The sequence below is a fragment of the Streptomyces sannanensis genome (assembly GCF_039536205.1).
GTDB lineage: Bacteria > Actinomycetota > Actinomycetes > Streptomycetales > Streptomycetaceae > Streptomyces > Streptomyces sannanensis.
On sequence record NZ_BAAAYL010000001.1, the window covers coordinates 1,613,994 to 1,636,480 of the forward strand.

The following is a 22,487-nucleotide window of genomic DNA, read 5'->3' on the forward strand; positions in this document are numbered from 1 at the left end:
TCAACACAAGCCACAGGGCTCGTCCAGCGCGGCACTGCGCTGCCCGAGCCCTGTGCTTCCATCCAAGTGCCTAGCGGCGAGAGATCAGAGCCGGCCGCCGACGAAGACGGTCAGGTCGACGAGGCGGTTGGAGTAACCCCACTCATTGTCGTACCAACCGATGACCTTCACGTTCTTGCCCTCCTGGACCATGGTCAGGGAGGAGTCGAAAGTGCAGGACGCCGGGGCGTTGACGATGTCGGAGGAGACGATCGGGTCCTCGGTGTAGTCGAGGATGCCCTTCAACTCCCCCTCTGCGGCCTTCTGGAAGGCGGCGTTGACCTCTTCCTTGGTGACCTCGCGGCCGAGTTCGACGACCAGGTCGGTGACCGAGCCGGTCGGGACCGGAACGCGCATGGCGATGCCGTCCAGCTTGCCCTTGAGCTGCGGCAGGACCAGGGCGGTGGCCTTGGCGGCACCGGTGGTGGTGGGGATGATGTTCTCCGCGGCGGCACGGGCGCGGCGCAGGTCCTTGTGCGGGAAGTCGAGGATGCGCTGGTCGTTGGTGTACGCGTGGACCGTGGTCATCAGACCCTTGGTGATGCCGAAGTTCTCGTCGAGAACCTTGGCCATCGGTGCCACACAGTTGGTGGTGCAGGAGGCGTTGGAGATGACGTGGTGGTTCGCCGGGTCGTACTTGTCCTGGTTGACGCCCATCACGATGGTGATGTCCTCGTCCTTGGCCGGAGCCGAGATGAGGACCTTCTTGGCGCCACCGGCGAGATGCTTGGCGGCGTCGGCCTTCTTGGTGAAGATGCCGGTCGACTCGACGACGATGTCGACGCCCAGCTCGCCCCACGGAATGTCGGCCGGGTCGCGCTCGGAGAGAACCTTGATGGTGCGGCCGTCGACGGTGATGGTGTCGGCGGTGTGCGTGACCTCGGCCTTCAGGCGGCCCAGGATCGTGTCGTACTTCAGCAGGTGGGCCGTGGTCGCGGTGTCGCCCAGGTCGTTGACAGCCACGATCTCGATGTCCGCACCCTGCTCCAGCAGCGCGCGGAAGTAGTTACGACCGATGCGGCCAAAGCCGTTGATGCCTACGCGGATCGTCACGAACCGATCTCCTCGTTGGTAAGCCGGTTTTCGACGCCGGCTAGCTGCATGAGATGTCCCCGACCGTCTCCGACCCTACCTCCCCGAAAGCCCAGGAGTGGCATCGAGCGGCCCTATATGTGGCGCGGCGGCCCATACCCCCCGGTTAGGGGCACGGACCGCCGCGATCCTGTGACTGTCGGCGTCAACGACGCAGGGCGGCGAGCGCCTTTCCGACGAGCCGCGTGCGCTCGTCCGGGTTCACGAGGTGCTCGAGCCCGAAGCCCAGCAGCACGGTGTCGCGGGTGGTGACCGACGCGTACGACTTGAAGAGCTCACCCGTGCGGGCCCAGTCCCCGTCGACTGCCGGGCTGCCGGCCGGCGCGCCCTGCACGGTCCAGGCGCCGAGGGAGGTCTCAAAGTCCCCTGCGGATGCCGGCTCCTTCTCCGTCCCGCCGACGAACAGGGCGGCGTTGTCCGCGAACACACCGCGGCCGCCGGAGCCGGGGTCGGTGATGTAGCTCAGGGACAGGTCGACCTTCTTGCCCGCGTAGCCACTGAGGTCGAAGGCGACCTGCTTCCAGCCGGCGGAGGAGCCGGTGAAGCTGTTCCAGGCTCCGCTGGTGCCGTTGGCCACGCAGCCGCCCGCGGCGAGGGTCAGGTAGTGCCGCAGGAACGGGTGGCCGTTGATGAAGTACCCGGCGTCGCACTCCTCGGGCACCGCGGACCTGGTGGCACCGCCGGCCTCGGGCAGCGTGGTCCAGTCCTCGGCCCCGGTGGTGTGCGCCTCCAGCACGGCGTGGTCGTAGCCGGGCTCGGTGTTCCAGTTGATCGCGAAGCGCAGCTCGGGCTTGTCGGCCGCAGTGACTCCCGTCAGGTCGACGGTGCGGGTCAGCCGCTTCCAGTCGTTGTCGGTGTGCGTGGCGGCGGCCATCCACTGGCCGGCGTACGGGGCGTACGGATTGACGACTCCGGCGTACCGGCCCGCCTCGGCGCTCTTGAACTGCGGGAACTCCGTCGCGGGCAGGCTGTCCGAGGTGACCGTGTACGCGCCGGCCGCGTTCAGCGGGCCGCCGGCGCCGCTCAGTCCTCCGATGGCGCCGGCGAGCGCCCCGCTGCCGTTGAACCCGGTGGCGCCATTGGCGTTCGTACGGCCGTACGCCCCCAGGTAGTACTGGCTGAAGTCGTCCGTCACGGCACGCCCGATCTGGACGTTGCCGCCGGCCCGGGTGCCGGCCTCGATCAGCTTGCCGCCCTCGTTGAGGAAATCGCGGAGCGCCAGCTGCGTGGGGCCGCCGGGAGTCCTGGTCCCGGCGTAGTGCACGACGGTGGAGAAGTGGCTGAGGACCCCCAGCGCGTGCGGTACGCCCTGGGTGGCGACGTCCCACACGACCGCACTGCGGCCGTTGGCCTTCAGGGCGTCGGCGTACAGCTGGGCGTTCTGGGCGGCGGCCCCCTCCTCGGCGATCACCAGCGTGTTGGCCTTGGCGCGCTCGGCGACGGTATAGGTGAAGGGCTCACTGGAGGTGCGCCGGCCGTCCTTCGTACGGGCGGTGAACCAGACCTCGACCCGGTCACCCGGTTCCGCGTCCTCGACCTCGGCCCGGTAGGCGTCGAAGCGGATGTTGTCCTTGCCGCCGTAGAACTTGCCGCCCTTCCAGGCTTCGAGGTCCTCCTTGTGCGTGCGGCCTCCGTTGATGCGGTAGTTCAGCTCCTTGTCGCGCAGCGACTTGCGGGCGACGACGGACACCTCCTGGTCGCCGCCGCGGGCGTAGGAGGTGGTGAAGGTGTCGGGGGTGAAGTCGGGGGCGGTCAGGCCGACCGAGGACGAGGGCTGGTCGGGGTGGGCGGCGGTCTCGGCGACCGCGAGCGCGAACGGGATGTTCTTGGCGAACTCCTGCTGGATCAGCTTCTCGTCGTCCGGGAAGTTGAACCCGGACTGGCAGTCCTCGGCACGCCAGGCGTCGTTCGGGTCGATGTCGGAGGCCGTCTGGCAGGTGGTCATCTCCGGGGTGAACATCATCATCCCGTTGACGTTCGCCGCGTGTCCGTCGGCCTCGCCGTTGGTGGTGTAGAGCTCGGAGGAGACCTGGGGGTAGTAGCCGGGGACGGCGGAGTTCTCGGGCGTACCGGCGAGGGCCTTGTAGAGGACGTCGTCGGGGGTCGGGGTGGCGACCTGCCATCCCACGCCGTAGAGGAGCAGCTCGGCGGCGGAGTGGTAGTTGACGCCGTACTCGAAGCCGATCCGCTTCTCGAAGCGGTCCAGGGCGACGGTCTCCGGCTCGGAGTTGGGGCCTGCGCCACGGAAGGTCTGGCTCGCCGGGTTCGCGGACGAACCCTCGTTGTCGTAGCCCCACTTGTAGGCGAAGTTGCGGTTGAGGTCGACGCCGTCGCCGGCGGTGTAGGCGCCGTCGCCGTTGTTGTCGCGCATGTTCTTGCGCCACAGCCGCTGGCCGTCGGAGTTGTGGGTGAAGTCGTAGCCGTCCGGGTTGGCGGAGATCACGAACCACAGCTCGGTGGAGTCCACGATCCTGGTGATGCGCGGATCCTTGCCGTAGTTGTCGAGGTAGTAGTGGAGCAACCGCCTTGTCATCTCGGGCGTGATCCACTCGCGGGCGTGCTGGTTGGCCATGTACAGCACGGCGGGCTTGGAGCCGTCCTCCGAGGCCTTGGCGCCCTTGGTGAGCTTGAGGGCGAGGATGTCCTGACCCTGGAGCGTCTTGCCGATCGAGACGACCTTGGTGAGGCCCGGGTGGGCCTTTTGGGTCGCGATGATCTCTTCCTGGATGTTGCCCTTTCCGCTGTACGGGCGGAAGACGCCGTCCCCAGCGGCGGCCAGCCCTCGCTGCGTCCGAGCCGAGACCTTGCGCTCGGTGAGTTCGATGCCCTTCGCCTTCAGACCGGCCGCCTCGGCGTCGGTGAGGAAGAGCTCGACCTTCGCGGTGCCCTTGTCGGGCGCGCGCTCGCCCAGTTCGTGCGCGTCCTGGCCGGTCGCGAGGAGCAGCGGGATCTGCTCCTTGGTGACATCGGAGTTGTAGACCTTCACGGCGTCGGCGCCCGCGTCGGATGCCCGGCCGTCCTGCGCCTGGGCGACGGGTGCCGCCGCCAGACCCGCTATCAGCAGTGAAGCCGCTGCGAGCATCGATCTCGCCCTGCGCCTCATAAGCCCCCCTTGCTGTTGGCTGCCACATGAGTGAACCGACGCCAGGCTCATGACAAACCCGTGATCAAGTCAAGGGTCGTGACAGACTGCGTAAAAGCCGCTGCCGGCACCCCGACAGGGCACCGGCAGCGGCCAGTTGACCTGGAACGTCACGTTCAGCCGACCAGGCCGTCGGCCATCTCCTCGGTGAGGCTGGACTCGGTCCCGGGAATGCCCAGGTCGGCGGCGCGCTTGTCGGCCATCGCCAGCAACCGACGGATACGGCCCGCGACGGCGTCCTTGGTCAGCGGCGGATCGGCGAGCGCGCCCAGCTCCTCCAGCGAGGCCTGCTTGTGCTCCATGCGCAGCCGACCCGCGGCGGCCAGGTGCTCGGGAACCTCGTCACCGAGGATCTCCAGAGCGCGCTGGACCCGGGCACCCGCGGCGACCGCGGCCCGCGCCGAGCGGCGCAGATTGGCGTCGTCGAAGTTGGCGAGCCGGTTGGCGGTGGCGCGGACCTCACGGCGCATCCGCCGCTCCTCCCAGGCCAGCACCGAGTCGTGCGCACCGAGCCGGGTCAGCAGCGCGCCGATCGCGTCACCGTCCCGTACCACCACCCGGTCCACGCCGCGCACCTCGCGGGCCTTCGCCGCGATCGACAGCCGACGGGCGGCACCGACCAGGGCGAGGGCGGCCTCCGGACCCGGGCAGGTCACCTCCAGCGAGGAGGAGCGGCCGGGCTCGGTCAGCGAGCCGTGGGCGAGAAAGGCGCCGCGCCAGGCCGCCTCGGCATCGCAGGTGGCACCGGAGACGACCTGCGGGGGCAGCCCGCGGATGGGGCGGCCCCGGCCGTCGACCAGGCCGGTCTGGCGGGCCAGCTGATCGCCGCCCCCCACGACCCGTACGAGATAGCGCGAACCGCGCCGCAGCCCGCCCGGAGCCATCACCACCAGCTCCGAGGGGTGACCGAAGATCTCCAGAATGTCCTTCTTGAGACGGCGCGCGGCGAAGCTGGTGTCCAGCTCCGCCTCGATCACGATCCGGCCGCTCACCAGGTGCAGACCGCCCGCGAACCGCAGGATCGCCGAGACCTCTGCCTTCCTGCAGCAGGTGCGGGTGACCGGAAGGTGCGAGATCTCGTCCTTCACCGCTGGCGTCATCGCCATGGGCCGATCCTTCCATGCATCCGAAAAATACGGTCGTACGCGGCGGCCAGCAGCTCCGGATCATGCTTCGGAGAGCCTCCCCCAGAGCCTTCGGCCTGGGAGGTGCCCCCATCCGCCGAGGCCACCGGCGCGAGCTCGACCGCCGCACCGAGCCGCGCGGCGGCATCGGAGAGAGACTGCCGGTCGGGCACCGCGGCCGCGTCGGCCAGCACCACGTCCAGGGCGAGTTTAGGGGCGTGTCGGGCCAAAACCTCCAAATGACGCTGCGGGGAGAAGCCCTCGGTTTCCCCGGGCTGCGGTGCGAGATTGAGCGAGAGCACCCGGCGCGCCTTGGTCTCCATGAGCGCGTCCAGCAGTTCCGGCACCAGCAGATGCGGAATCACCGAGGAGAACCAGGAGCCGGGACCGAGCACCACCCAGTCGGCGTCGAGGACCGCCGCGACGGCCTCGGGCACCGCGGGCGGGTCGTGCGGCACCAGGTGCACGGACTGCACCTCGCCGGGGGTGAGCGCCACAGTGGCCTGGCCGCGCACCGTGTCCACCTCGTCGGGGCGCGCCGGGTCGTGGCCGCGTACCAGCGCCTGGAGCTCCAGCGGCACCGCGGACATGGGAAGCACCCGGCCCTGCGCTCCCAGCAGCCTGCCGACCAGGTCCAGGGCCTGCACGGGGTCGCCCAGCTGCTCCCACAGGGCCACGATGAGCAGATTGCCGACCGCGTGGCCGTGCATCTCGCCCTTGGACTGGAACCGGTGCTGGATGACCCGGGCCCAGGTCTGCCCCCAGTCGTCGTCGCCGCACAGCGCGGCCAGCGCCTTGCGGAGATCGCCGGGCGGCAGGACACCCAGCTCCTCGCGCAGCCGGCCGCTGGAGCCCCCGTCGTCGGCCACGGTGACCACCGCCGTGAGGTCTCCGGTGATGCGGCGGAGGGCGGCCAGCGAGGCGGACAGGCCCATGCCGCCGCCGAGCGCGACGACCTTGGGCTGAGCGCCGCGCCTGCGGATGGGCCGCGCGGTGACTCCGGCACGCTCGGGGACGGTCCGGCGCAGCCGCCGCAGCCGGAGAGTACGTCCGGTCACTCGCGCCCCATGTCACGGTGCACGACGACCGTCTCGATGCCCTCGGAGGCCAGGCGTGCCGCCAGCTTCTCGGACATGGCGACGCTGCGGTGCTTGCCGCCGGTGCAGCCGACGGCAATGGTCACATAGCGCTTGCCCTCGCGGCGGTAGCCGGTGGCGACGAGCTGGAGCAGTTCGGCGTACCGGTCGAGGAACTCCTTGGCGCCCGGCTGGCTGAAGACATAGCCGGAGACCTCTTCGTTCATGCCGGTGAAGGGGCGCAGCTCCGGGACCCAGTGCGGGTTGGGCAGGAAGCGGCAGTCCACCACCAGGTCGGCGTCGACCGGCAGACCGTACTTGTAGCCGAACGACATGACGGTGGCCCGCAGCTCCGGCTCCTCGTCCCCGGCGAACTGGGCGTCCATCTTGGCGCGCAGCTCGTGGACGTTGAGGCTGGAGGTGTCGATCACCAGGTCGGCGTCGCCGCGCAGCTCGCGCAGCAGATCCCGCTCGGCCGCGATGCCGTCGACGATCCGGCCGTCGCCCTGCAGCGGGTGCGGGCGGCGGACCGACTCGAAGCGGCGGACCAGCGCCTCGTCGGAGGACTCCAGGAAGACGATGCGCCGGGTGACCTGCCGTGCGTCCAGGTCGGCCAGGGATTCGCGAAGGTTGTCGAAGAAGCGGCGGCCGCGGACGTCGACGACGACGGCGATACGGGCCACATTGCCCTGGGAGCGGGCGCCGAGCTCCACCATGGTGGGGATCAGCGCGGGCGGCAGGTTGTCGACGACGAACCAGCCGAGGTCCTCGAGGCACTTGGCGGCCGTGCTGCGGCCCGCCCCCGACATGCCGGAGATGATCACGAGCTCGGGGATGGCCGCCTCCGCGGCCTCTCCGGGCTCGATCGGCGTGCCCGTATTCACGTGTGCTCCGTCTCGGTCGTACTCAGTCATTCGTGCTGCCCCCGTCGTCTTCCATGATCTCTCCTGTCGCCGTGTTCACGGCGGGTGCGGCCGGAGCCGCCGATGCGAGGGCCGCGGCAATCGTCTCGGCCGTCCTGCGGCCTATCCCGGGAACCTCGCAGATCTGGTCGATTGTGGCCGACCGAAGCTTCTTCACCGAACCGAAATGCTTGATGAGCGCCTGTTTGCGGGAGTCACCGAGACCGGGGACGACATCCAGGGGACCCGCCTTGAGGCGTTTGGTGCGCTTGCTGCGCTGGTACGTGATCGCAAAGCGGTGGGCCTCGTCACGCACTCGCTGGAGGAGATACAGCCCCTCACTGGAGCGGGGCAGCACCACCGGATCGTCCTCGCCCGGCAGCCAGACCTCCTCCAGCCGCTTGGCGAGGCCGCAGACGGCGACATCGTCGACACCGAGCTCGTCCAGCGCCCGCTGGGCGGCCGCGACCTGCGGCTGCCCGCCGTCGACGACGACGAGCTGCGGCGGGTACGCGAAGCGCTTGGGACGGCCGTCCTCCTCGGTGACCGCCTCGTCGTCGGACCACTCCCCGGTCTTCTGCTTCTCCTGCAGATAGCGCTTGAAGCGGCGGGTGATCACTTCGTGCATGGACCGGACGTCGTCCTGCCCCTCGAAGCTTTTGATCTGGAACCGCCGGTACTCGCCCTTGCGGGCCAGGCCGTCCTCGAAGACCACCATCGACGCCACCACGTCCTCGCCCTGGAGATGCGAGATGTCGAAGCACTCGATGCGCAGCGGCGCACTGTCCAGCTCCAGCGCCTCGGCGATCTCCTCCAGGGCGCGGGAGCGGGTGGTCAGATCGGAGGCGCGCCTGGTCTTGTGCAGGGCGAGCGCCTGCTGGGCATTGCGCTGGACCGTCGCCATCAGGTCCTTCTTGTCGCCGCGCTGCGGTATGCGCAGCGAGACGTTCGAGCCGCGCCGCCCGGTGAGCCACTGGCCGACGGCCTCGGGGTCCTCCGGGAGGGCGGGGACCAGCACCTCCTTGGGGACCGCGTCGCCGCTCTCCTCGCCGTACAACTGCTGGAGCGCGTGCTCGACCAGTCCGGCCGTGTCGACGGCCTCCACCTTGTCGGTGACCCAGCCGCGCTGGCCGCGCACCCGGCCGCCGCGGACATGGAAGATCTGCACCGCGGCTTCCAGTTCGTCCTCGGCGACGGCGATCAGATCGGCGTCGGTGGCGTCGGCGAGGACGACGGCGTTCTTCTCCATCGCGCGGCGCAGCGCCTCGATGTCGTCGCGGAGCCGGGCCGCTCGCTCGTACTCCATCTCCTCGGCCGCGTCCCTCATCTGCTGCTCCAGGCGGCGCAGATACGTGCCGGTGCGGCCGGCCATGAAGTCGCAGAAGTCCGCGGCCAGTTCGCGATGCTCCTCCGCCGTGACCCGGCCGACGCAGGGCGCGGAGCACTTGCCGATGTAGCCCAGCAGGCAGGGCCGGCCGATCTGGGCGGAGCGCTTGAAGACCCCGGCCGAGCAGGTCCGTACCGGGAAGACACGGAGCATCAGGTCGACGGTCTCGCGGATCGCCCAGGCATGGGCGTACGGACCGAAGTAGCGCACGCCCTTCTTCTTGGCCCCGCGCATCACCTGGACCCTCGGGAACTCCTCGCCGACGGTGACCGCGAGATACGGATAGCTCTTGTCGTCGCGGTACTTGACGTTGAAGCGGGGGTCGAACTCCTTGATCCAGGAGTACTCCAGCTGAAGCGCCTCCACCTCCGTGGAGACCACGGTCCACTCCACCGAGGCAGCCGTGGTCACCATGGTGCGGGTGCGCGGGTGCAGGTTCGCCAGGTCCTGGAAGTAGTTGGCGAGCCGCTGGCGCAGGCTCTTCGCCTTCCCGACGTAGATCACACGACGGTGTTCGTCGCGGAATTTGTAGACCCCCGGCGAGTCGGGGATCTGTCCCGGCTTGGGGCGGTAGCTGGAGGGGTCTGCCATGCTCCACACCCTACTTGCGGGGGCTGACAGCCGGGGGCCGCTCAGGCCTCCGGACCGGCGATCAGCTTGCCGCCCTTCGCGGTGACCGGAACCTCGGGAAGCGGGACGGTCGCCGGGCCGCGCAGCGCCTTGCCGGTCGTCACGTCGAAGCGGCTGCCGTGGCAGGGGCAGTTGCCCTCGGTGCCCTCGAGCTTGTCCAGAACGCAGCCGGCGTGCGTGCACTGCGCGCTGAACGCCTTGTACTCGCCCTCGGCCGGGCGGCAGACGACCAGCCGCTGCTCGCGGTAGAGCTTGGCGCCGCCGACCGGGATCTCGTCCGCCGCGCCGAGAGTCACCGGCTCGGTGGGCGTCGGATTCTTGGCGTGTCCGAGCTTGGACTCCGTCGAGCAGGCCGCGGCACCCAGCCCGGCCACCCCGGCGAGGGCGGCACCTTTCAGCACGGTACGGCGGGCGGCGGACTGGCCGGACATGGCGACTCCACGATCTGAGAACGGTACGACAACCTCATCGACGATACCCGTGGCCTTCTCGGCCCTCGGACCATGGGTTACGTTCGGCGCTGTGATCGTCGTCGCCGGAGAATCCCTGATCGACCTGGTCCCGCAGGGCGGTGGGGCACCGCTGCCCGCGCTGCTGCCGGTGCCGGGCGGCGGCCCGTACAACACAGCCGTCGCGCTGGGGCGGCTCGGGGCGCGCACCGCCTTCTGCTCCCGTATCTCCACGGACGGCTTCGGCGAGGCCCTGCTGGGCGGACTCGTGGCGGCCGGGGTGGATGTGTCGCTCGTCCAGCGCGGGCCCGAGCCGACGACGCTCGCGGTGGCCTCCGTCGGCGCGGACGGCTCCGCCGGGTACGGCTTCTACGCCGAGGGCAGCGCGGACCGGCTCTTCGAACTGCCGGGCGTGCTCCCGGCCGGGGTACGGGCGCTGGCCGTCGGCACCTGCTCGCTGGTGCTGGAGCCGGGTGCGAGCGCGTACGAGGCGCTGCTGCGGCGCGAGGCCGGGCACGGATTGCTCACCCTGCTCGACCCGAACATCCGCCCAGGACTGATCCCCGATGCGGCCGCTTACCGGGCACGGTTCCGCGGCTGGCTGCCGTACGTGTCCCTGCTGAAGCTCTCCGAGGAGGACGCCGCGTGGCTCGGCGGCAGCCCCGAGGAGTGGCTGGCCGCCGGGCCGGCAGCGGTGGTGCTGACGCGGGGCGCGGCGGGGCTGACCGTGCTGACCCGGGCGAGGGCCGAAGCGTCGGTGCCGGGTGTGCCGGTCGATGTCGTCGACACGATCGGCGCGGGCGACACGGTGAACGCGGCGCTGCTGCACGGCCTCGCGGGGCGCGACCCGGCCACGCTGGACGCCGCGGCGTGGGCGGAAGTGCTGCGGTACGCGGCCCGCGCGGCGGCGGTGACCTGCTCCCGCGCAGGCGCGGAGCCGCCGCACGCGGCGGAGCTGGCCGAGCCGGTGTGAGCCCCGGAACGCCCTTCGGGTGTTGTCCTCAATCGCCGGACGGGCTCGAATCGAGCCCGTCCGGCGATTGAGGACGGACGCACCGGCTGGGTCCGGGGGCGGGCCGTCAGGCCTTCCGTGCGCGCGGTGTCGTCTTCGTCGTCCGCGCCGTCGCCGTCTTCCGCACCGGCTTCGCGTTCGCCGCGACCACCTTCTTCGCGGTCGTGCGCTTCCGCGCCGCCGGCACCGTCGCGTCGCTGATCTTCTCCGGGGACAGGATGTCCCTGAGGAACTTGCCGGTGTGGCTGGCCGGGACCGAGGCGACCTGCTCCGGGGTGCCCTCGGCGATGACCAGGCCGCCGCCGCTGCCGCCCTCGGGGCCCATGTCGATGATCCAGTCCGCGGTCTTGATGACGTCCAGGTTGTGCTCGATGACGATCACCGAGTTGCCCTTGTCGACCAGTCCGGACAGCACCTTGATCAGCTTGTTGATGTCGTCGAAGTGCAGACCGGTGGTGGGCTCGTCCAGGACGTACACCGTGCGGCCCGTGGACCGCTTCTGAAGCTCGCTCGCCAGCTTGACGCGCTGCGCCTCACCGCCGGACAGCGTCGGCGCGGACTGTCCGAGGCGGACATAGCCGAGGCCGACCTCGGTGAGGGTCTTCAGATGGCGCGAGATCGTCGGGACGGCCTCGAAGAAGTGCAGGGCCTCCTCGATCGGCATGTCCAGCACCTCGGCGATGGACTTGCCCTTGTAGTGGACCTCCAGGGTCTCCCGGTTGTAGCGCGCTCCGTGGCAGACCTCGCACGGGACGTACACATCCGGCAGGAAGTTCATCTCGATCTTGATGGTGCCGTCGCCCGCGCAGTTCTCGCAGCGGCCGCCCTTGACGTTGAAGGAGAAGCGGCCCGGCAGATAGCCGCGCACCTTCGCCTCCATGGTCTCCGCGAAGAGCTTGCGGATGTGGTCGAAGACTCCGGTGTACGTGGCCGGGTTCGACCGGGGCGTACGGCCGATCGGCGACTGGTCGACGTGCACCACCTTGTCGACGAGGTCGTCGCCGTCGACACGGGTGTGCCGGCCGGGCACGTTGCGGGCGTTGTTCAGCTCGCGCGCCAGGTAGGTGTAGAGGATGTCGTTGACCAGCGTCGACTTTCCGGAGCCGGAGACGCCCGTGACCGCGGTGAAGACACCCAGCGGGAAGGCGACGTCGATGTCCTGGAGATTGTTCTCGCGGGCGCCGCGCACGATCAGCTGGCGGCTCGGGTCCACCGGGCGGCGGATCTCGGGCAGGACGATGGACTTCTTGCCGGAGAGGTACTTGCCGGTCATCGACTCCTCGGTGGTCAGCAGCTCCTTCAGCGGGCCGCTGTGCACCACCTTGCCGCCGTGCTCACCGGCGCCGGGGCCGATGTCGACGACCCAATCGGCGACCTTGATGGTGTCCTCGTCGTGCTCGACGACGATGAGCGTGTTGCCCATGTCGCGGAGCCGGACCAGGGTCTCGATGAGACGGTGGTTGTCGCGCTGGTGCAGACCGATGGACGGCTCGTCCAGGACGTAGAGCACGCCGACCAGGCCGGAGCCGATCTGCGTGGCGAGCCGGATGCGCTGGGCCTCGCCGCCGGAGAGCGTGCCGGCCGCGCGGTTCAGCGAGAGATAGTCCAGGCCGACGTCGACCAGGAAGCGCAGCCGTTCGTTGACCTCCTTGAGGACGCGCTCGGCGATCTTCTTGTCGCGGTCGTTGAGCCTCAGCTCGCCCAGGAATTCCGCGCAGTCGCTGATGGACATCGCGGAGACCTCGGCGATGGACTTGTCCATGATCGTGACGGCGAGAACGATCGGCTTGAGCCGCGTGCCCTCACAGGTGGGGCACGGCACCTCGCGCATGTAGCCCTCGAAGCGCTCCCGGCTGGCGTCGCTCTCGGCCTCGGAGTGCCGCCGCTTCACGAACGGAACCGCACCTTCGAAGGACGTGGTGTACGCACGTTCCCGTCCGTAACGATTGCGGTACCGCACCTCGATCTGGGTCTTGTGCCCGTACAGCAGGGCCTTCCTGGCCCGCAGCGGCAGTCCGGCGAACGGGATGTCCGTGCGGAAGCCGAGGGCGTCGGCAAGCGCCCCCACCAGACGGCTGAAGTAGTCCTTCGTCTGGCCGCCCGACCAGGGATGGATCGCCCCCTCGTCGAGGGACCTCTCCTCGTCCGGGACGATCAGCTCGGGGTCGACCTCCATGCGCGTACCGATGCCGGTGCAGTCGGGGCAGGCGCCGAAGGGCGAGTTGAAGGAGAAGGAGCGCGGCTCCAGCTCCTCGAAGGACAGGTCGTCGTACGGGCAGTAGAGATGCTCGGAGTACATCCGCTCGCGCTCGGGGTCGTCCTCGGGGAGGTCGACGAAGTCGAGCACGACCATGCCGCCGGACAGGCCCAGCGCGGTCTCGACGGAGTCGGTGAGCCGGCGCTTGGCGGAGTCCTTCACCGTGAGGCGGTCGACGACCACCTCGATGGTGTGCTTCTCCTGCTTCTTCAGCTTGGGCGGCTCGGTGAGCTGGATGGTCTCGCCGTCCACCCGGGCCCGGCTGTAGCCCTTGGTCTGGAGGTCGGCGAACAGGTCGACGAACTCGCCCTTGCGCTCGCGGACGAGGGGCGAGAGCACCTGGAAGCGGCTGCCCTCGGGCAGCTCCAGGACCTTGTCGACGATGGCCTGCGGGGACTGGCGCGAGATGGGCCTGCCGCACTCGGGGCAGTGCGGCTTGCCGATCCGGGCGAAGAGCAGCCGGAGGTAGTCGTAGACCTCGGTGATGGTGCCGACCGTCGAGCGCGGGTTGCGCGAGGTCGACTTCTGGTCGATGGAGACGGCCGGGGACAGGCCCTCGATGAAGTCCACATCGGGCTTGTCCATTTGCCCGAGGAACTGCCGGGCGTAGGAGGAGAGCGACTCGACGTACCGCCGCTGCCCCTCGGCGAAGATCGTGTCGAACGCGAGCGAGGACTTGCCCGATCCCGAAAGCCCGGTGAAGACGATGAGCGAGTCACGCGGGAGGTCGAGCGAGACATTTTTCAGATTGTGCTCGCGAGCGCCACGGACGATGAGACGGTCGGCCACGCCGGTCCGCACCTTTCTTGAGAGAAGCGGGGGCTGGGCCCCCGTCCCAGACTAGGGGGCCTCCACAGCGATGGGTCGCTGAATTCAAGCTTGCCTCACCCGAGCCTATAGCACGTGTATTCGATTTCAGGACTCGCTCGAGGAGCTTCACCCGAACGAGTGGCCGGGCTATCGTCGGCCCCATGATCGATCACGAGCACGACCTGGCCTCTCTCCGTGCGGCGACCGACCGGCTCCTCGCCGCCGCCGGCAAACTGGACAACGCTTCCGTCGCCGAGCCGTCACGGCTTCCCGGCTGGACCCGCGGCCATGTCCTCGCCCATGTCGCCCGTAACGCGGACGCGCTCGTCAATGTCCTCGAGGGCCGGCCCATGTACGTCAGCGGCGATGCCCGCGACGCCGACATCGAGCGCGACGCTCCCCGTCCGTTCGACGTCCAGCTCACCGATGTACGCGAGAGCGCGGACCGCTTCCAGCAGGCCGCGGCCGCCCCCGCCGACTGGTCGCGCACGGTCGAGCTGCGCAACGGCGTGACCGACACCGCCGCCCGCGTCCCCTTCCGCCGGCTGGTCGAGGTCGAGCTGCACCATGTCGACCTGGGCGTCGGCTACGAGCTGGAGGACCTGCCCGAGGAGTTCGTGGAGCGCGAGATCGACTTCCTCGCCGAGCGGTTCGGCGGACACAAGGACGTCCCGTCGACCGCCGTGGTCATCGAGGGAGGCCGGTTCTGGACGACGGGCGGCGGCGCCGAGGGCGGGCCCGTCCGCGTCACGGGCGCCGCCGCCGAACTGCTGGGTTGGCTCGCAGGCCGTCGCGACGGGTCGGCGCTGCGCGTCGAGGGCGGGGTCCTGCCCACGCTGCCCGCGCTCTGACCGCCGCGCCGGGGCGCCCTCGACACGGCAGGCGCCGCGCTGCCCGCACTCCCCCCGCTATAGGCTGAACACATGACGTACAGCGGAGCGGTGACGGTCGGCGGTCCTGCGGAAGTGCACGAACTCGCGGACCTGATGATCTCCAAGGCCGCGGTCGGGCCCATGAACAACAACGCCTATCTGCTGCGCTGCCGGACCACTGACGAGCAGCTGCTGATCGACGCCGCGAACGAGCCCAGGACCCTGCTCGCGCTGATCGGTGACGACGGCATCAAGTCCGTCGTCACCACCCACCGCCACGGCGACCACTGGCAGGCCCTGGCCGAGGTCGTCGAGGCGACGGGCGCCACCACCTACGCGGGCAGGCACGACGCCGAGGGCATCCCGGTCCCCACCGACGTGCTCGTCGACGACGGCGACACGATCAAGGTCGGCCGGGTCGAGCTCACCGTCCGGCATCTGGTCGGCCACACCCCGGGTTCCATCGCACTGATCTACGACGACCCGCACGGCCACCCGCATGTCTTCACCGGTGACTGCCTCTTCCCGGGGGGTCCTGGGCGGACAACACGTCCCGAACACTTCGAGTCGCTGATGTCGGGCCTGGAGGCGAAGGTCTTCGTACTCCCGGATGAGACCTGGATCTACCCGGGCCACGGCAACGACACCACGCTCGGCGCCGAGCGGCCTCACCTCGGCGAGTGGCACGAGCGGGGCTGGTAGGTCGGCGGCATCGGCGCGACAAGGTTGCCAGTGCGACCTATCGGCGCCAACCGGGGCCACCGGACCGCCGCCCCGGTGGCCCTTGGGCAGTAGCCGCGTCTGCGAACAGTCGGATTTTGGTGGCACCGCCTACCACAGGCGGCTAACGTCCCGGCATGAACGATTCGCTCTCCTTCGAGAGCGTTCGCCCTCCACGCCGGTGTCGCCGTGGAGAAGCTCGTGAAGGCCGTCCTCGTCTCGAAGAGCCCGGTCTACATTGCGGAGATCCGTAACAACAGCGCGGACGTGGTGCTGCACCTCGGCGGGCACCTCCCGATGGACGAGGAGAAGGTCCGCACCGTCGGGGCCATGGAAGCCATCAAGCGGCTCCGGAAGATTGGCGTCCTCCAGCCGGACTCCCAACTCGACCTGCTGATCGAGATGCGCAATGGAGCGGCTCACACCTCTCCCGACAGCACCCTGGCCAAGGCAATGATTTCTCCCCTCGCCCGGACGGTTGAGACACTGCTCGACGACCTCGGCAAGCCGCTGGACACCTTTTGGGAGCGGTGGACGGAGGCCGTCAAGGCCGCCGCGAACGAGCAGGAGGACCAGGTCTTCCGAGACGTACAGCTCCGGATCACGCAGGCCCGTCACGCCTTCGAAGACCGTTTCGTGGGCCTCCCCGCAGAGGTAAAGGAGGGAGCTCTCAAGGCGCCCCAGCCCCGCCGGGAGGAGTGGTTCGCCCGGCCGATGGAGATCAAGAAAGACGGCATGGTCGTCTTGAAGACCTCGGGCGGCGACTGCCCCGCCTGCGGCGGGCAGGGCCTCCTCACGTTCGAACCGGTCAACCGGACGGCCACGGAGACGACTTTCACCGCGAACGGCTTCGGCTGCTACCTGTGCAACTTCGAGGTGAACGGCCCGGATGAGATGGCCGCCCTGCGGAAGGCCAACACCCCCGGAATGGTGACCACGATGGCCGTCTCCCACGGCCCCACACTCGCCCCGGAGGGCATCAAGATGGGCGAGACCAAGGCAGGCTGATGTCACGTCGACGGCCCGGCCGGATGTGCGCTGTGATCACCAGCACCGCGACGACCCTCTCCAGCACCGGGGCGGAGATCGGGCCGAAGCATCGCGCGGCGAGGCGCGGCACGGGGAGGCGGCCGCCAGGACGTCCAGCACGGGGTTCGGCTGAAGCGCCCACCGGCCGGGTGACGGCCTCCTGGCAGAGACACTCACCGGCCCAAGTCATGCAAGCCGCCCTGGTCAGGGCCGGGATGGCGAACTCTGCAACCGGGCCATGCATGAAAGCTGTCTAGAAGATATGAACCTGTTGTCTGCCCTGGCCCAGAGGCAAAGGACCGCTCGCCGGCGAAAGAGCGCTTTGCGGATAGGTGCCGCGCTGGACCAGCGCCGGGAGCGAGTCAGGAGAGCCGACCGTCTTCGGCGACGGGGGCTGGTTGCCCTGGTGGCGATAGGAGGCCTGGCACTTATGGTCGGCCTGCCCTGGCTTATCTGGCGCGGCCCCTATGTCCTGGATGCCAAGTACATTGATCGCAAAGCTCTCGGTGAAGGATCAGCAGCGCTCGTCACCGGCCTGCGTACCACTCTGGTCGCGGTCGTTGCTGCTCTCGGCGCCGGCATCGCCCTGCTCTACACCGCCCGCACCTACCGTCTCACACGGCGCGGGCAGATCACCGACCGCTTCACCAAAGCTCTCGAACGGCTGGGCTCGCCCGAGATCTACGTCCGTATCGGTGGCATCCTCGCCCTCGAGCAGATCGTGCAGGACGCCCCCGAACAGGCAGCCACCGACGCTGCCGAGGTCCTCGGCCACTTCATCCGCCACCGGGCTCCTAGGGCGCGTATTCGGTTGTGATCAAGGGGTGGTCCGCGTGAGGTCCTTGATCCAGATCATCGAGGCGCGGAGGTGGAGGCCGGCGAGGTAGCTCTCAGGGGTCTTGTCGAAGCGGGTGGCGATGCCTCGCCATGCCTTCAGCTTGTTGATCAGCCGCTCGACGGCATTCCGCTCCTTGTAGAGGTCGGCGTCGTGGCTGACGGGCCGACCGCCCCTGCTGCCTTTCTTCTTCCGGTTGGCGGCCTGGTCCTTCTTCTCCGGGATGACCGCCTTGATGCGGCGTTTCCGCAGGTAGGCACGGTTTCCGTGGGACGAGTAGGCCTTGTCGCCGGCAACCGCGTCGGGGCGGGTGCGGGGGCGGCCGACGGGCAGGCGGACCCGCACCTTCTTGAGCACGGGGATGAACTGCGGGCTGTCCGCGGCCTGCCCCGCGGTCAGGACGAACGCCAGAGGACGGCACTTCCGGTCGGCGGCGAGATGAACCTTGCTGGTCAGCCCGCCCCTCGAACGTCCGAGCAGGGCGGCTTTCAGCCGGAGTTTGCGCCGGCGCCGGATGTGCCGTCGTTCTTCCCGCTCGGGGTCGTTTCCGGCGTCCTGCCCGTCTTGTTCTTCCGGGCCGCCCCCTTTTGCCGGGCCTTCTCCTCGTCGACGGCGGCCTTCTCCAGAGCGGTCATGACGTCCTGGCCGAGATGGGTACCGGCAGCGTCGTGGTGGGCCCGGGCTGTGGTGGAGTCCACGCTGACCAGGGACAAGTCCACCTCACCCCGCTTCGCGGCTTCCGCGATCAGGCCCTCCAGCAGGGCTTCGAAGACGCCGGCATCCCTCCACTGCCGGAAGCGGTTGTGGACGGTCGGCCAGGCACCGAACTCCTTCGGCATCTCCCGCCACTGCCCGCCCGTCCTGAACCGCCAGATCACGCCTTCGAATTGCTGTCGCAGCCGTTCGGGGTACGGGCCAAACCTGCCGATTGGCAGGTACGGCTCGATGAACTCCCACTCCTCGTCCGTCAACTGCACCCGCGTCATGCAAGACGATCTACCGGATCAGGCCCCGCCGCGAGGGCGAATCCCGCAAATTGATCACAACTCGATACGCGCCCTAAGGCCCGACGTCAGGACGACCCCGATCCCGGCCGCCTTCCCGATGAACTGGCGGCCGACGTACAGGCAGCGCTCACCGCACTCACCCGAGCAGAGTCACGCACCCACGTCGACCCCCGCCAACAGCTCGATCTCAGTGGGCTTCACCTCGTCGGTGCACGTCTAAAGGCCGCGGATCTCACCTATGTCAACATGAGAGGGGCGGATTTGACGGGGGCCTACCTGTCCGGGGCAACGTTGACGGAGGCCAACCTGATCAGGGCGACGTTGACGAAGGCCACCCTTTTCGAAGCGACGTTGACGGAGGCTGACCTGGCCTACGCGACGTTGGCAGGGGCCAATCTGCGAAGGGCGGATTTGACGGGGGCCTACCTGGTCAAGGCGACGCTGACGGGGGCCAAGTTGGGCAAGGCGACGTTGACGGAGGCTGCCCTGAAAGAGGCGACGTTGACGAAGGCCGCCCTGCCCGAGGCGACGTTGACGGGGGCTGACCTGTCCGGGGCGACGCTCACTGGGGCCGACCTGTCCAGGGCAGTTACGACAGGTATCGTGACTGACAAGCGCACGAGGATGCCGGAGAGGTGGGCCCCGGAGGCATAGCGGTGGCGAAGAATGGCGGTTAGGGCCGGGTGGCGCCGTAGTAGGCCCCGGAGTCCTCGCCCAGACACCAGGGAGCAAGTAACCCACCGGTAGGTTTCAGGGCTTCATGACGGTGGTCTTCTTCGGCTGCCGGGGGACGGTCTTGGTTTTGTTGAGGTGTCCGTACACCGTCGACCGTGGCACGCCGAACACGAGGCGTGCAGACGGTCGTTCTCCTCTTGGCTAAGCGCGGCCACCATCCGGGCCAACGACGTCACACCCGGCAGCAGCACGGGTTAGGGGTGTGCTTGCGGACCTTCGCCCGGTACAGCGTCACGTCGTAGCCGTGATCCGCCTCAGTCACCGTGGCGAAGTCCAGGGCGACCAGCTCGGAGACGCAGGCCGCCGTGGCGAACCCGAGCAGCACCGGGAGGCGTTTGCGCTTCACGACAAAGGTGGTCCGGTTGCCGTCGGCGAACATGGCGCGGGTCTGCGGAGAGAGGGCCGCGACGTCGGAAACCGAAGGCGCACCAGCGGGCCGCGCTGGCAGGATCACCGCATGCTCATCACACCGCGCCCCGGCGCAGACCGGGAGAACATCCGGCAGGTCCTCAGCGGCGTCCACACCACGGCTATGAACCTGCAGCGGCCGTACGGCAGCGCCTTCGAAGGGCTGCTGACGTATTTGGACTGGGCCACGGAGTCCGCGCGGATGCTGCGCTCCCAGATCAGCGATCGGGACCTCGACCAGCTCGTGTTCACCGACCGCTACCGGGCGCTCCTGGGCAGCTGCGGCACGCTCGCCGGGACCGCCCAGCAGCGCCTCGTGAACGGTCTGGTCCAACTTGAGGTCGCCGAACGGATCGAGGCGTTCGAGGCGGCCGTGGCCGCGCTGGATGCGCGGATCGGCCGATGGAGCCAGCGGGAGGTGTTCGTCGTGGCCGACTCCAGCTTCTACATCCAGAACGAGGTGAAGCTGGCCGACGTCGACCTGCACGAGGTGCTCGACGTGCCGCGGTGGCAGTTCGTGCGCCTGTTGTTCCCGATCGTGGTGGTCGACGAGCTGGACGACCTCAAGGACGCCAGCAAGCAGCGGGCCCGCTGGCGTGCCGCCCACACGCTCGGTCTCCTCGACGGGGTCCTCAAGGGCGGCACGCACGGGGTCTTACACGAAGGGGAGCACACCGTTCAGGACGGCGAGACCCGCGGCAGGGTCAACGTTGAGATCGTCCTCGATCCCCCCGGCCACGTGCGCCTGGACCGCCCCGATGTCGAGATCATTGACCGGACGGTGGCCATCCAGGGCCTGGCCGGCCGCGACGTTCGGTTGCTGACGTGCGATACGAGTCAGCACACCCGGGGCCGGGCCGCCGGGCTGCAGGTGACCAAGGTGGCGACGAAGGACCCCGGGGACGAGCCGGACTGGTCGGCCCCGGACAGGTCTGGCACTGGCGTACGCGCGCAGCGGCGCGCCCGGCAGGCCGAAGCCCAGGCTCCGACGGCCAGTTGAGAATCGAGCACCACGGCAGTAACACTGCGCTACACGCCGCCTGGCGGTAGCTATACGAGAACAAGGCCTACCGCGATTGGCCCGCCCGGGGATGCGGCCTCCACGGTGAGCTGACGGTGGCTGCATGGCGATCGTCGTGCTGCGCGAGCTGCGCAAGGAACTGTCGGACGACTTCGGCGCGGGCGATCCGCTCGGCTTCATCAAGGCGGTACACGCGGCGCCGGCCGACTCGGATGTCTCGGGAGACCCTGACGACCGAACGTTCTGCGGAAAACCCTGGCGGGCGTCCGGCCTGAGCGGCGTTCCCCAAGGCCGTTACCAGCCAGGAGGCAGGATCATTCCGGTGGGCAGTGGCGACCCGCTTGCTGGAACCAGACCGGTTGGCGCTACACCCGTCGCGCCAGAGAAATCGACGGTGCCTCCGGAGAACTCCGCGCGGTTAAAGGAGATGGTGCCGCCGGAGAACTCCGAGCCGGGGAAGCCGATGGTGCCACCGGAGAACTTCGCGTGGAGGAAGAGGACGGTACCGCCGGAGAACGCTGCACCGGCGATGGACACGGTGCTGCCGGAGAACTTTGCGCCGATGAAGTCGACGGTGCCGCTGGAGAACACCGGGCTCAGGAAGTCGACCGTGCCGCCGGAGAACTGCGCACGGGCGAAGTGAACGGTTCCGCCGGAGAACTGGGTGTGGCTGAAGTTAACCGTGCCGCCGGAGACCGTTGCGTTGCCGGGAGCCGTTCGCCAGCGGTCGGCCGAGCGCGGCGGTGTGTCCGGCGGGGCAGGTGACCTCGCCCTTCTCGGTGTCGACGGTGAACTCGTCGGCGGTGAAGCCGCTGGGGACGGCCGGTTTCAGCGGCGGTGGCTTGAGGACCGGGTCGTGGCCCTGGGCCTGGAGGTGTTCGCGCAGGTCGCCGGTGCCGTAGGCGGCATCGCCCAGGACGGTGAGCGGTGCTTCCTCGTCGGCGAGGAGGTCGCGGGCGATGGCGGCCTCGTGGTTGTCGGCCCCGCTGCCGGCGGTCAGGGCGACCTCGGTGAACAGCCCGGCCTCGGGTTCGAAGGCCACGTGGGCGCGGAAGCCCTCCTGGTGGCGGGTGCGGTTCTTGTGAATGTGCCGCGCCTCGGGGTCGACGGTGGAGACCGTGCGGTCGCGGGCGGTCCCGCGGGTGATGCGCCAGCGCCCGTCGCGGCCGTCGGATTCCTCGGCCGGCTCCACGTCCTGGCCCGCGACCAGGGCCAGCAGCCCGACGGCGTTCGCCGCGGCCTCGCCCAACTGCTGCTCGGGCAGGCGGCCGAGCAGGTTCAGCGCGTCGGTGACCAGGGCGTCGACTAGTGCCTCACGGGCGGCCTGGTCGTTCCAGGCGATGCGGGGCTTGCCCGGGTCGGCGTAGTCGTGCGCGGTGCACCACGCCGCAGCAACCTGCTCGGCATCGGGGACCTCGCGGATGACCCGGCGGATCGCGGCGATGAGCTGGGTGACGGTGTCCTGGGTGGCGACCGCGTCGTCCAGCACGGTGGAGTCCAGCGCCCGCCGCTGCCGGCCCTTGAGGACACCGGTGGCCGTGACGACCTCCCTGACCTTGGCGAACAGCCGGTTCGGGTCACCCGAGCGCTGCAGTCGGCGGCGGAAGTACGTCAGCAGCGACGGGTCGAACGCGGTGTCATACAACCCCAGCCCGCACGCCGCCTTCCACCAGGTCACAGCGCAGTTCCTGCACCGTCTCGAAGTCCGAGAGCCCGTGCAGGCTCTGCAGCACCACCGTCGCGGCCAGCACCTGCGGCGGCATCGACGGCCGCCCGTTCGTCGAGGGGTACATGTCCGCGAACATCGACCCGGGGAACAGCACTTCGCGATGCTCGGCCAGGAACGCGAACACACTCCCGGCCGGGATCAGCTCCCGACAGGTCTCCCACGCATCCGGCCCGACCGTCTCCCCAGCCCATTCCCCCTGCACACACAGCAG

The 22,487-nt window shown here is 69.3% G+C and carries 17 protein-coding genes and 2 pseudogenes; 8 read left to right on the plus strand and 11 right to left on the minus strand.

What is annotated here, in order from left to right; all coding sequences use genetic code 11:
• Nucleotides 1-84: 84 nt before the first annotated feature.
• The 7 genes from gap to ABD858_RS07495 all read right to left on the minus strand — a co-directional run bounded on the left by gap (nucleotide 85) and on the right by ABD858_RS07495 (nucleotide 9,823).
• On the minus strand, nucleotides 85-1,092 hold the full coding sequence (gene gap / locus ABD858_RS07465) for a type I glyceraldehyde-3-phosphate dehydrogenase (RefSeq protein ID WP_345035368.1): 1,008 nt from the start codon (nucleotides 1,090-1,092) through the stop codon (nucleotides 85-87).
• A 184-nt stretch (nucleotides 1,093-1,276) separates the two neighbouring features.
• Nucleotides 1,277-4,234 carry a M14 family metallopeptidase gene (locus tag ABD858_RS07470; protein ID WP_345035369.1) on the minus strand — a complete coding sequence of 986 codons (2,958 nt, stop codon included), beginning with the start codon at nucleotides 4,232-4,234 and terminating at the stop codon, nucleotides 1,277-1,279.
• A 155-nt stretch (nucleotides 4,235-4,389) separates the two neighbouring features.
• Nucleotides 4,390-5,379 (minus strand): DNA-binding protein WhiA, encoded by a 990-nt coding sequence (gene whiA, locus ABD858_RS07475; RefSeq protein WP_345035371.1) that lies wholly within the window; start codon nucleotides 5,377-5,379, stop codon nucleotides 4,390-4,392.
• Complete coding sequence (locus tag ABD858_RS07480) at nucleotides 5,370-6,455, minus strand: gluconeogenesis factor YvcK family protein (RefSeq protein ID WP_345035372.1); 1,086 nt, start codon at nucleotides 6,453-6,455, stop codon at nucleotides 5,370-5,372. The genes whiA and ABD858_RS07480 overlap by 10 nt, the downstream gene beginning before the upstream one ends.
• Nucleotides 6,452-7,387: an RNase adapter RapZ gene (gene rapZ / locus ABD858_RS07485; protein WP_345035373.1), complete on the minus strand. Its 936-nt coding sequence runs from the start codon at nucleotides 7,385-7,387 to the stop codon at nucleotides 6,452-6,454. Before rapZ ends, ABD858_RS07480 begins: the two co-directional genes overlap by 4 nt.
• On the minus strand, nucleotides 7,380-9,353 hold the full coding sequence (gene uvrC / locus ABD858_RS07490; RefSeq protein ID WP_345035375.1) for an excinuclease ABC subunit UvrC: 1,974 nt from the start codon (nucleotides 9,351-9,353) through the stop codon (nucleotides 7,380-7,382). Before uvrC ends, rapZ begins: the two co-directional genes overlap by 8 nt.
• A gap of 41 nt (nucleotides 9,354-9,394) precedes the next feature.
• On the minus strand, nucleotides 9,395-9,823 hold the full coding sequence (locus ABD858_RS07495; protein WP_345035376.1) for a Rieske (2Fe-2S) protein: 429 nt from the start codon (nucleotides 9,821-9,823) through the stop codon (nucleotides 9,395-9,397).
• 91 nt (nucleotides 9,824-9,914) lie between these two features.
• On the opposite strand from ABD858_RS07495, the gene ABD858_RS07500 reads away from it, so the two are divergent.
• On the plus strand, nucleotides 9,915-10,814 hold the full coding sequence (locus ABD858_RS07500; protein ID WP_345035377.1) for a carbohydrate kinase family protein: 900 nt from the start codon (nucleotides 9,915-9,917) through the stop codon (nucleotides 10,812-10,814).
• A 106-nt stretch (nucleotides 10,815-10,920) separates the two neighbouring features.
• On the opposite strand, the gene uvrA is transcribed toward ABD858_RS07500, so the two are convergent.
• Nucleotides 10,921-13,899, minus strand: a complete 2,979-nt coding sequence (uvrA, locus tag ABD858_RS07505; RefSeq protein ID WP_345035379.1) for an excinuclease ABC subunit UvrA — start codon at nucleotides 13,897-13,899, stop codon at nucleotides 10,921-10,923.
• Nucleotides 13,900-14,081: 182 nt separating this feature from the next.
• On the opposite strand from uvrA, the gene ABD858_RS07510 reads away from it, so the two are divergent.
• The 4 genes from ABD858_RS07510 to ABD858_RS07525 all read left to right on the plus strand — a co-directional run bounded on the left by ABD858_RS07510 (nucleotide 14,082) and on the right by ABD858_RS07525 (nucleotide 17,358).
• A complete protein-coding gene (locus tag ABD858_RS07510; protein WP_345035380.1) occupies nucleotides 14,082-14,771 on the plus strand; it encodes a maleylpyruvate isomerase family mycothiol-dependent enzyme in 690 nt (229 codons plus the stop codon).
• 72 nt (nucleotides 14,772-14,843) lie between these two features.
• Entirely contained in the window at nucleotides 14,844-15,494 is a 651-nt protein-coding gene (locus ABD858_RS07515; protein WP_345035381.1) for an MBL fold metallo-hydrolase, read from the plus strand.
• A gap of 207 nt (nucleotides 15,495-15,701) precedes the next feature.
• Complete coding sequence (locus ABD858_RS07520) at nucleotides 15,702-16,520, plus strand: hypothetical protein (protein ID WP_345035383.1); 819 nt, start codon at nucleotides 15,702-15,704, stop codon at nucleotides 16,518-16,520.
• A gap of 451 nt (nucleotides 16,521-16,971) precedes the next feature.
• Complete coding sequence (locus ABD858_RS07525) at nucleotides 16,972-17,358, plus strand: hypothetical protein (protein WP_345035384.1); 387 nt, start codon at nucleotides 16,972-16,974, stop codon at nucleotides 17,356-17,358.
• On the opposite strand, the pseudogene ABD858_RS07530 reads toward ABD858_RS07525, so the two are convergent.
• Nucleotides 17,359-18,362: pseudogene (locus ABD858_RS07530) on the minus strand (IS5 family transposase).
• A 123-nt stretch (nucleotides 18,363-18,485) separates the two neighbouring features.
• On the opposite strand from ABD858_RS07530, the gene ABD858_RS07535 reads away from it, so the two are divergent.
• Complete coding sequence (locus tag ABD858_RS07535; RefSeq protein WP_345044328.1) at nucleotides 18,486-19,037, plus strand: pentapeptide repeat-containing protein; 552 nt, start codon at nucleotides 18,486-18,488, stop codon at nucleotides 19,035-19,037.
• A 253-nt stretch (nucleotides 19,038-19,290) separates the two neighbouring features.
• Here the strand turns inward: ABD858_RS07535 and ABD858_RS07540 are convergent, their stop codons facing one another.
• Nucleotides 19,291-19,572, minus strand: coding sequence for a site-specific integrase (locus ABD858_RS07540; protein WP_345035386.1), 282 nt, complete (start codon nucleotides 19,570-19,572; stop codon nucleotides 19,291-19,293).
• 3 nt (nucleotides 19,573-19,575) lie between these two features.
• Between ABD858_RS07540 and ABD858_RS07545 the strand changes: the two genes are divergently transcribed.
• The gene (locus tag ABD858_RS07545) at nucleotides 19,576-20,526 is read left to right on the plus strand and encodes a PIN domain-containing protein (protein WP_345035387.1); all 951 of its coding nucleotides are present in this window, start codon (nucleotides 19,576-19,578) and stop codon (nucleotides 20,524-20,526) included.
• A gap of 124 nt (nucleotides 20,527-20,650) precedes the next feature.
• Entirely contained in the window at nucleotides 20,651-21,190 is a 540-nt protein-coding gene (locus ABD858_RS07550; RefSeq protein ID WP_345035388.1) for a hypothetical protein, read from the plus strand.
• 84 nt (nucleotides 21,191-21,274) lie between these two features.
• Here ABD858_RS07550 and ABD858_RS07555 read toward each other — a convergent pair.
• Nucleotides 21,275-22,478, minus strand: a pseudogene (locus tag ABD858_RS07555) (transposase); the annotation flags it as partial.
• Between the last annotated feature and the right edge of the window lie 9 nt (nucleotides 22,479-22,487).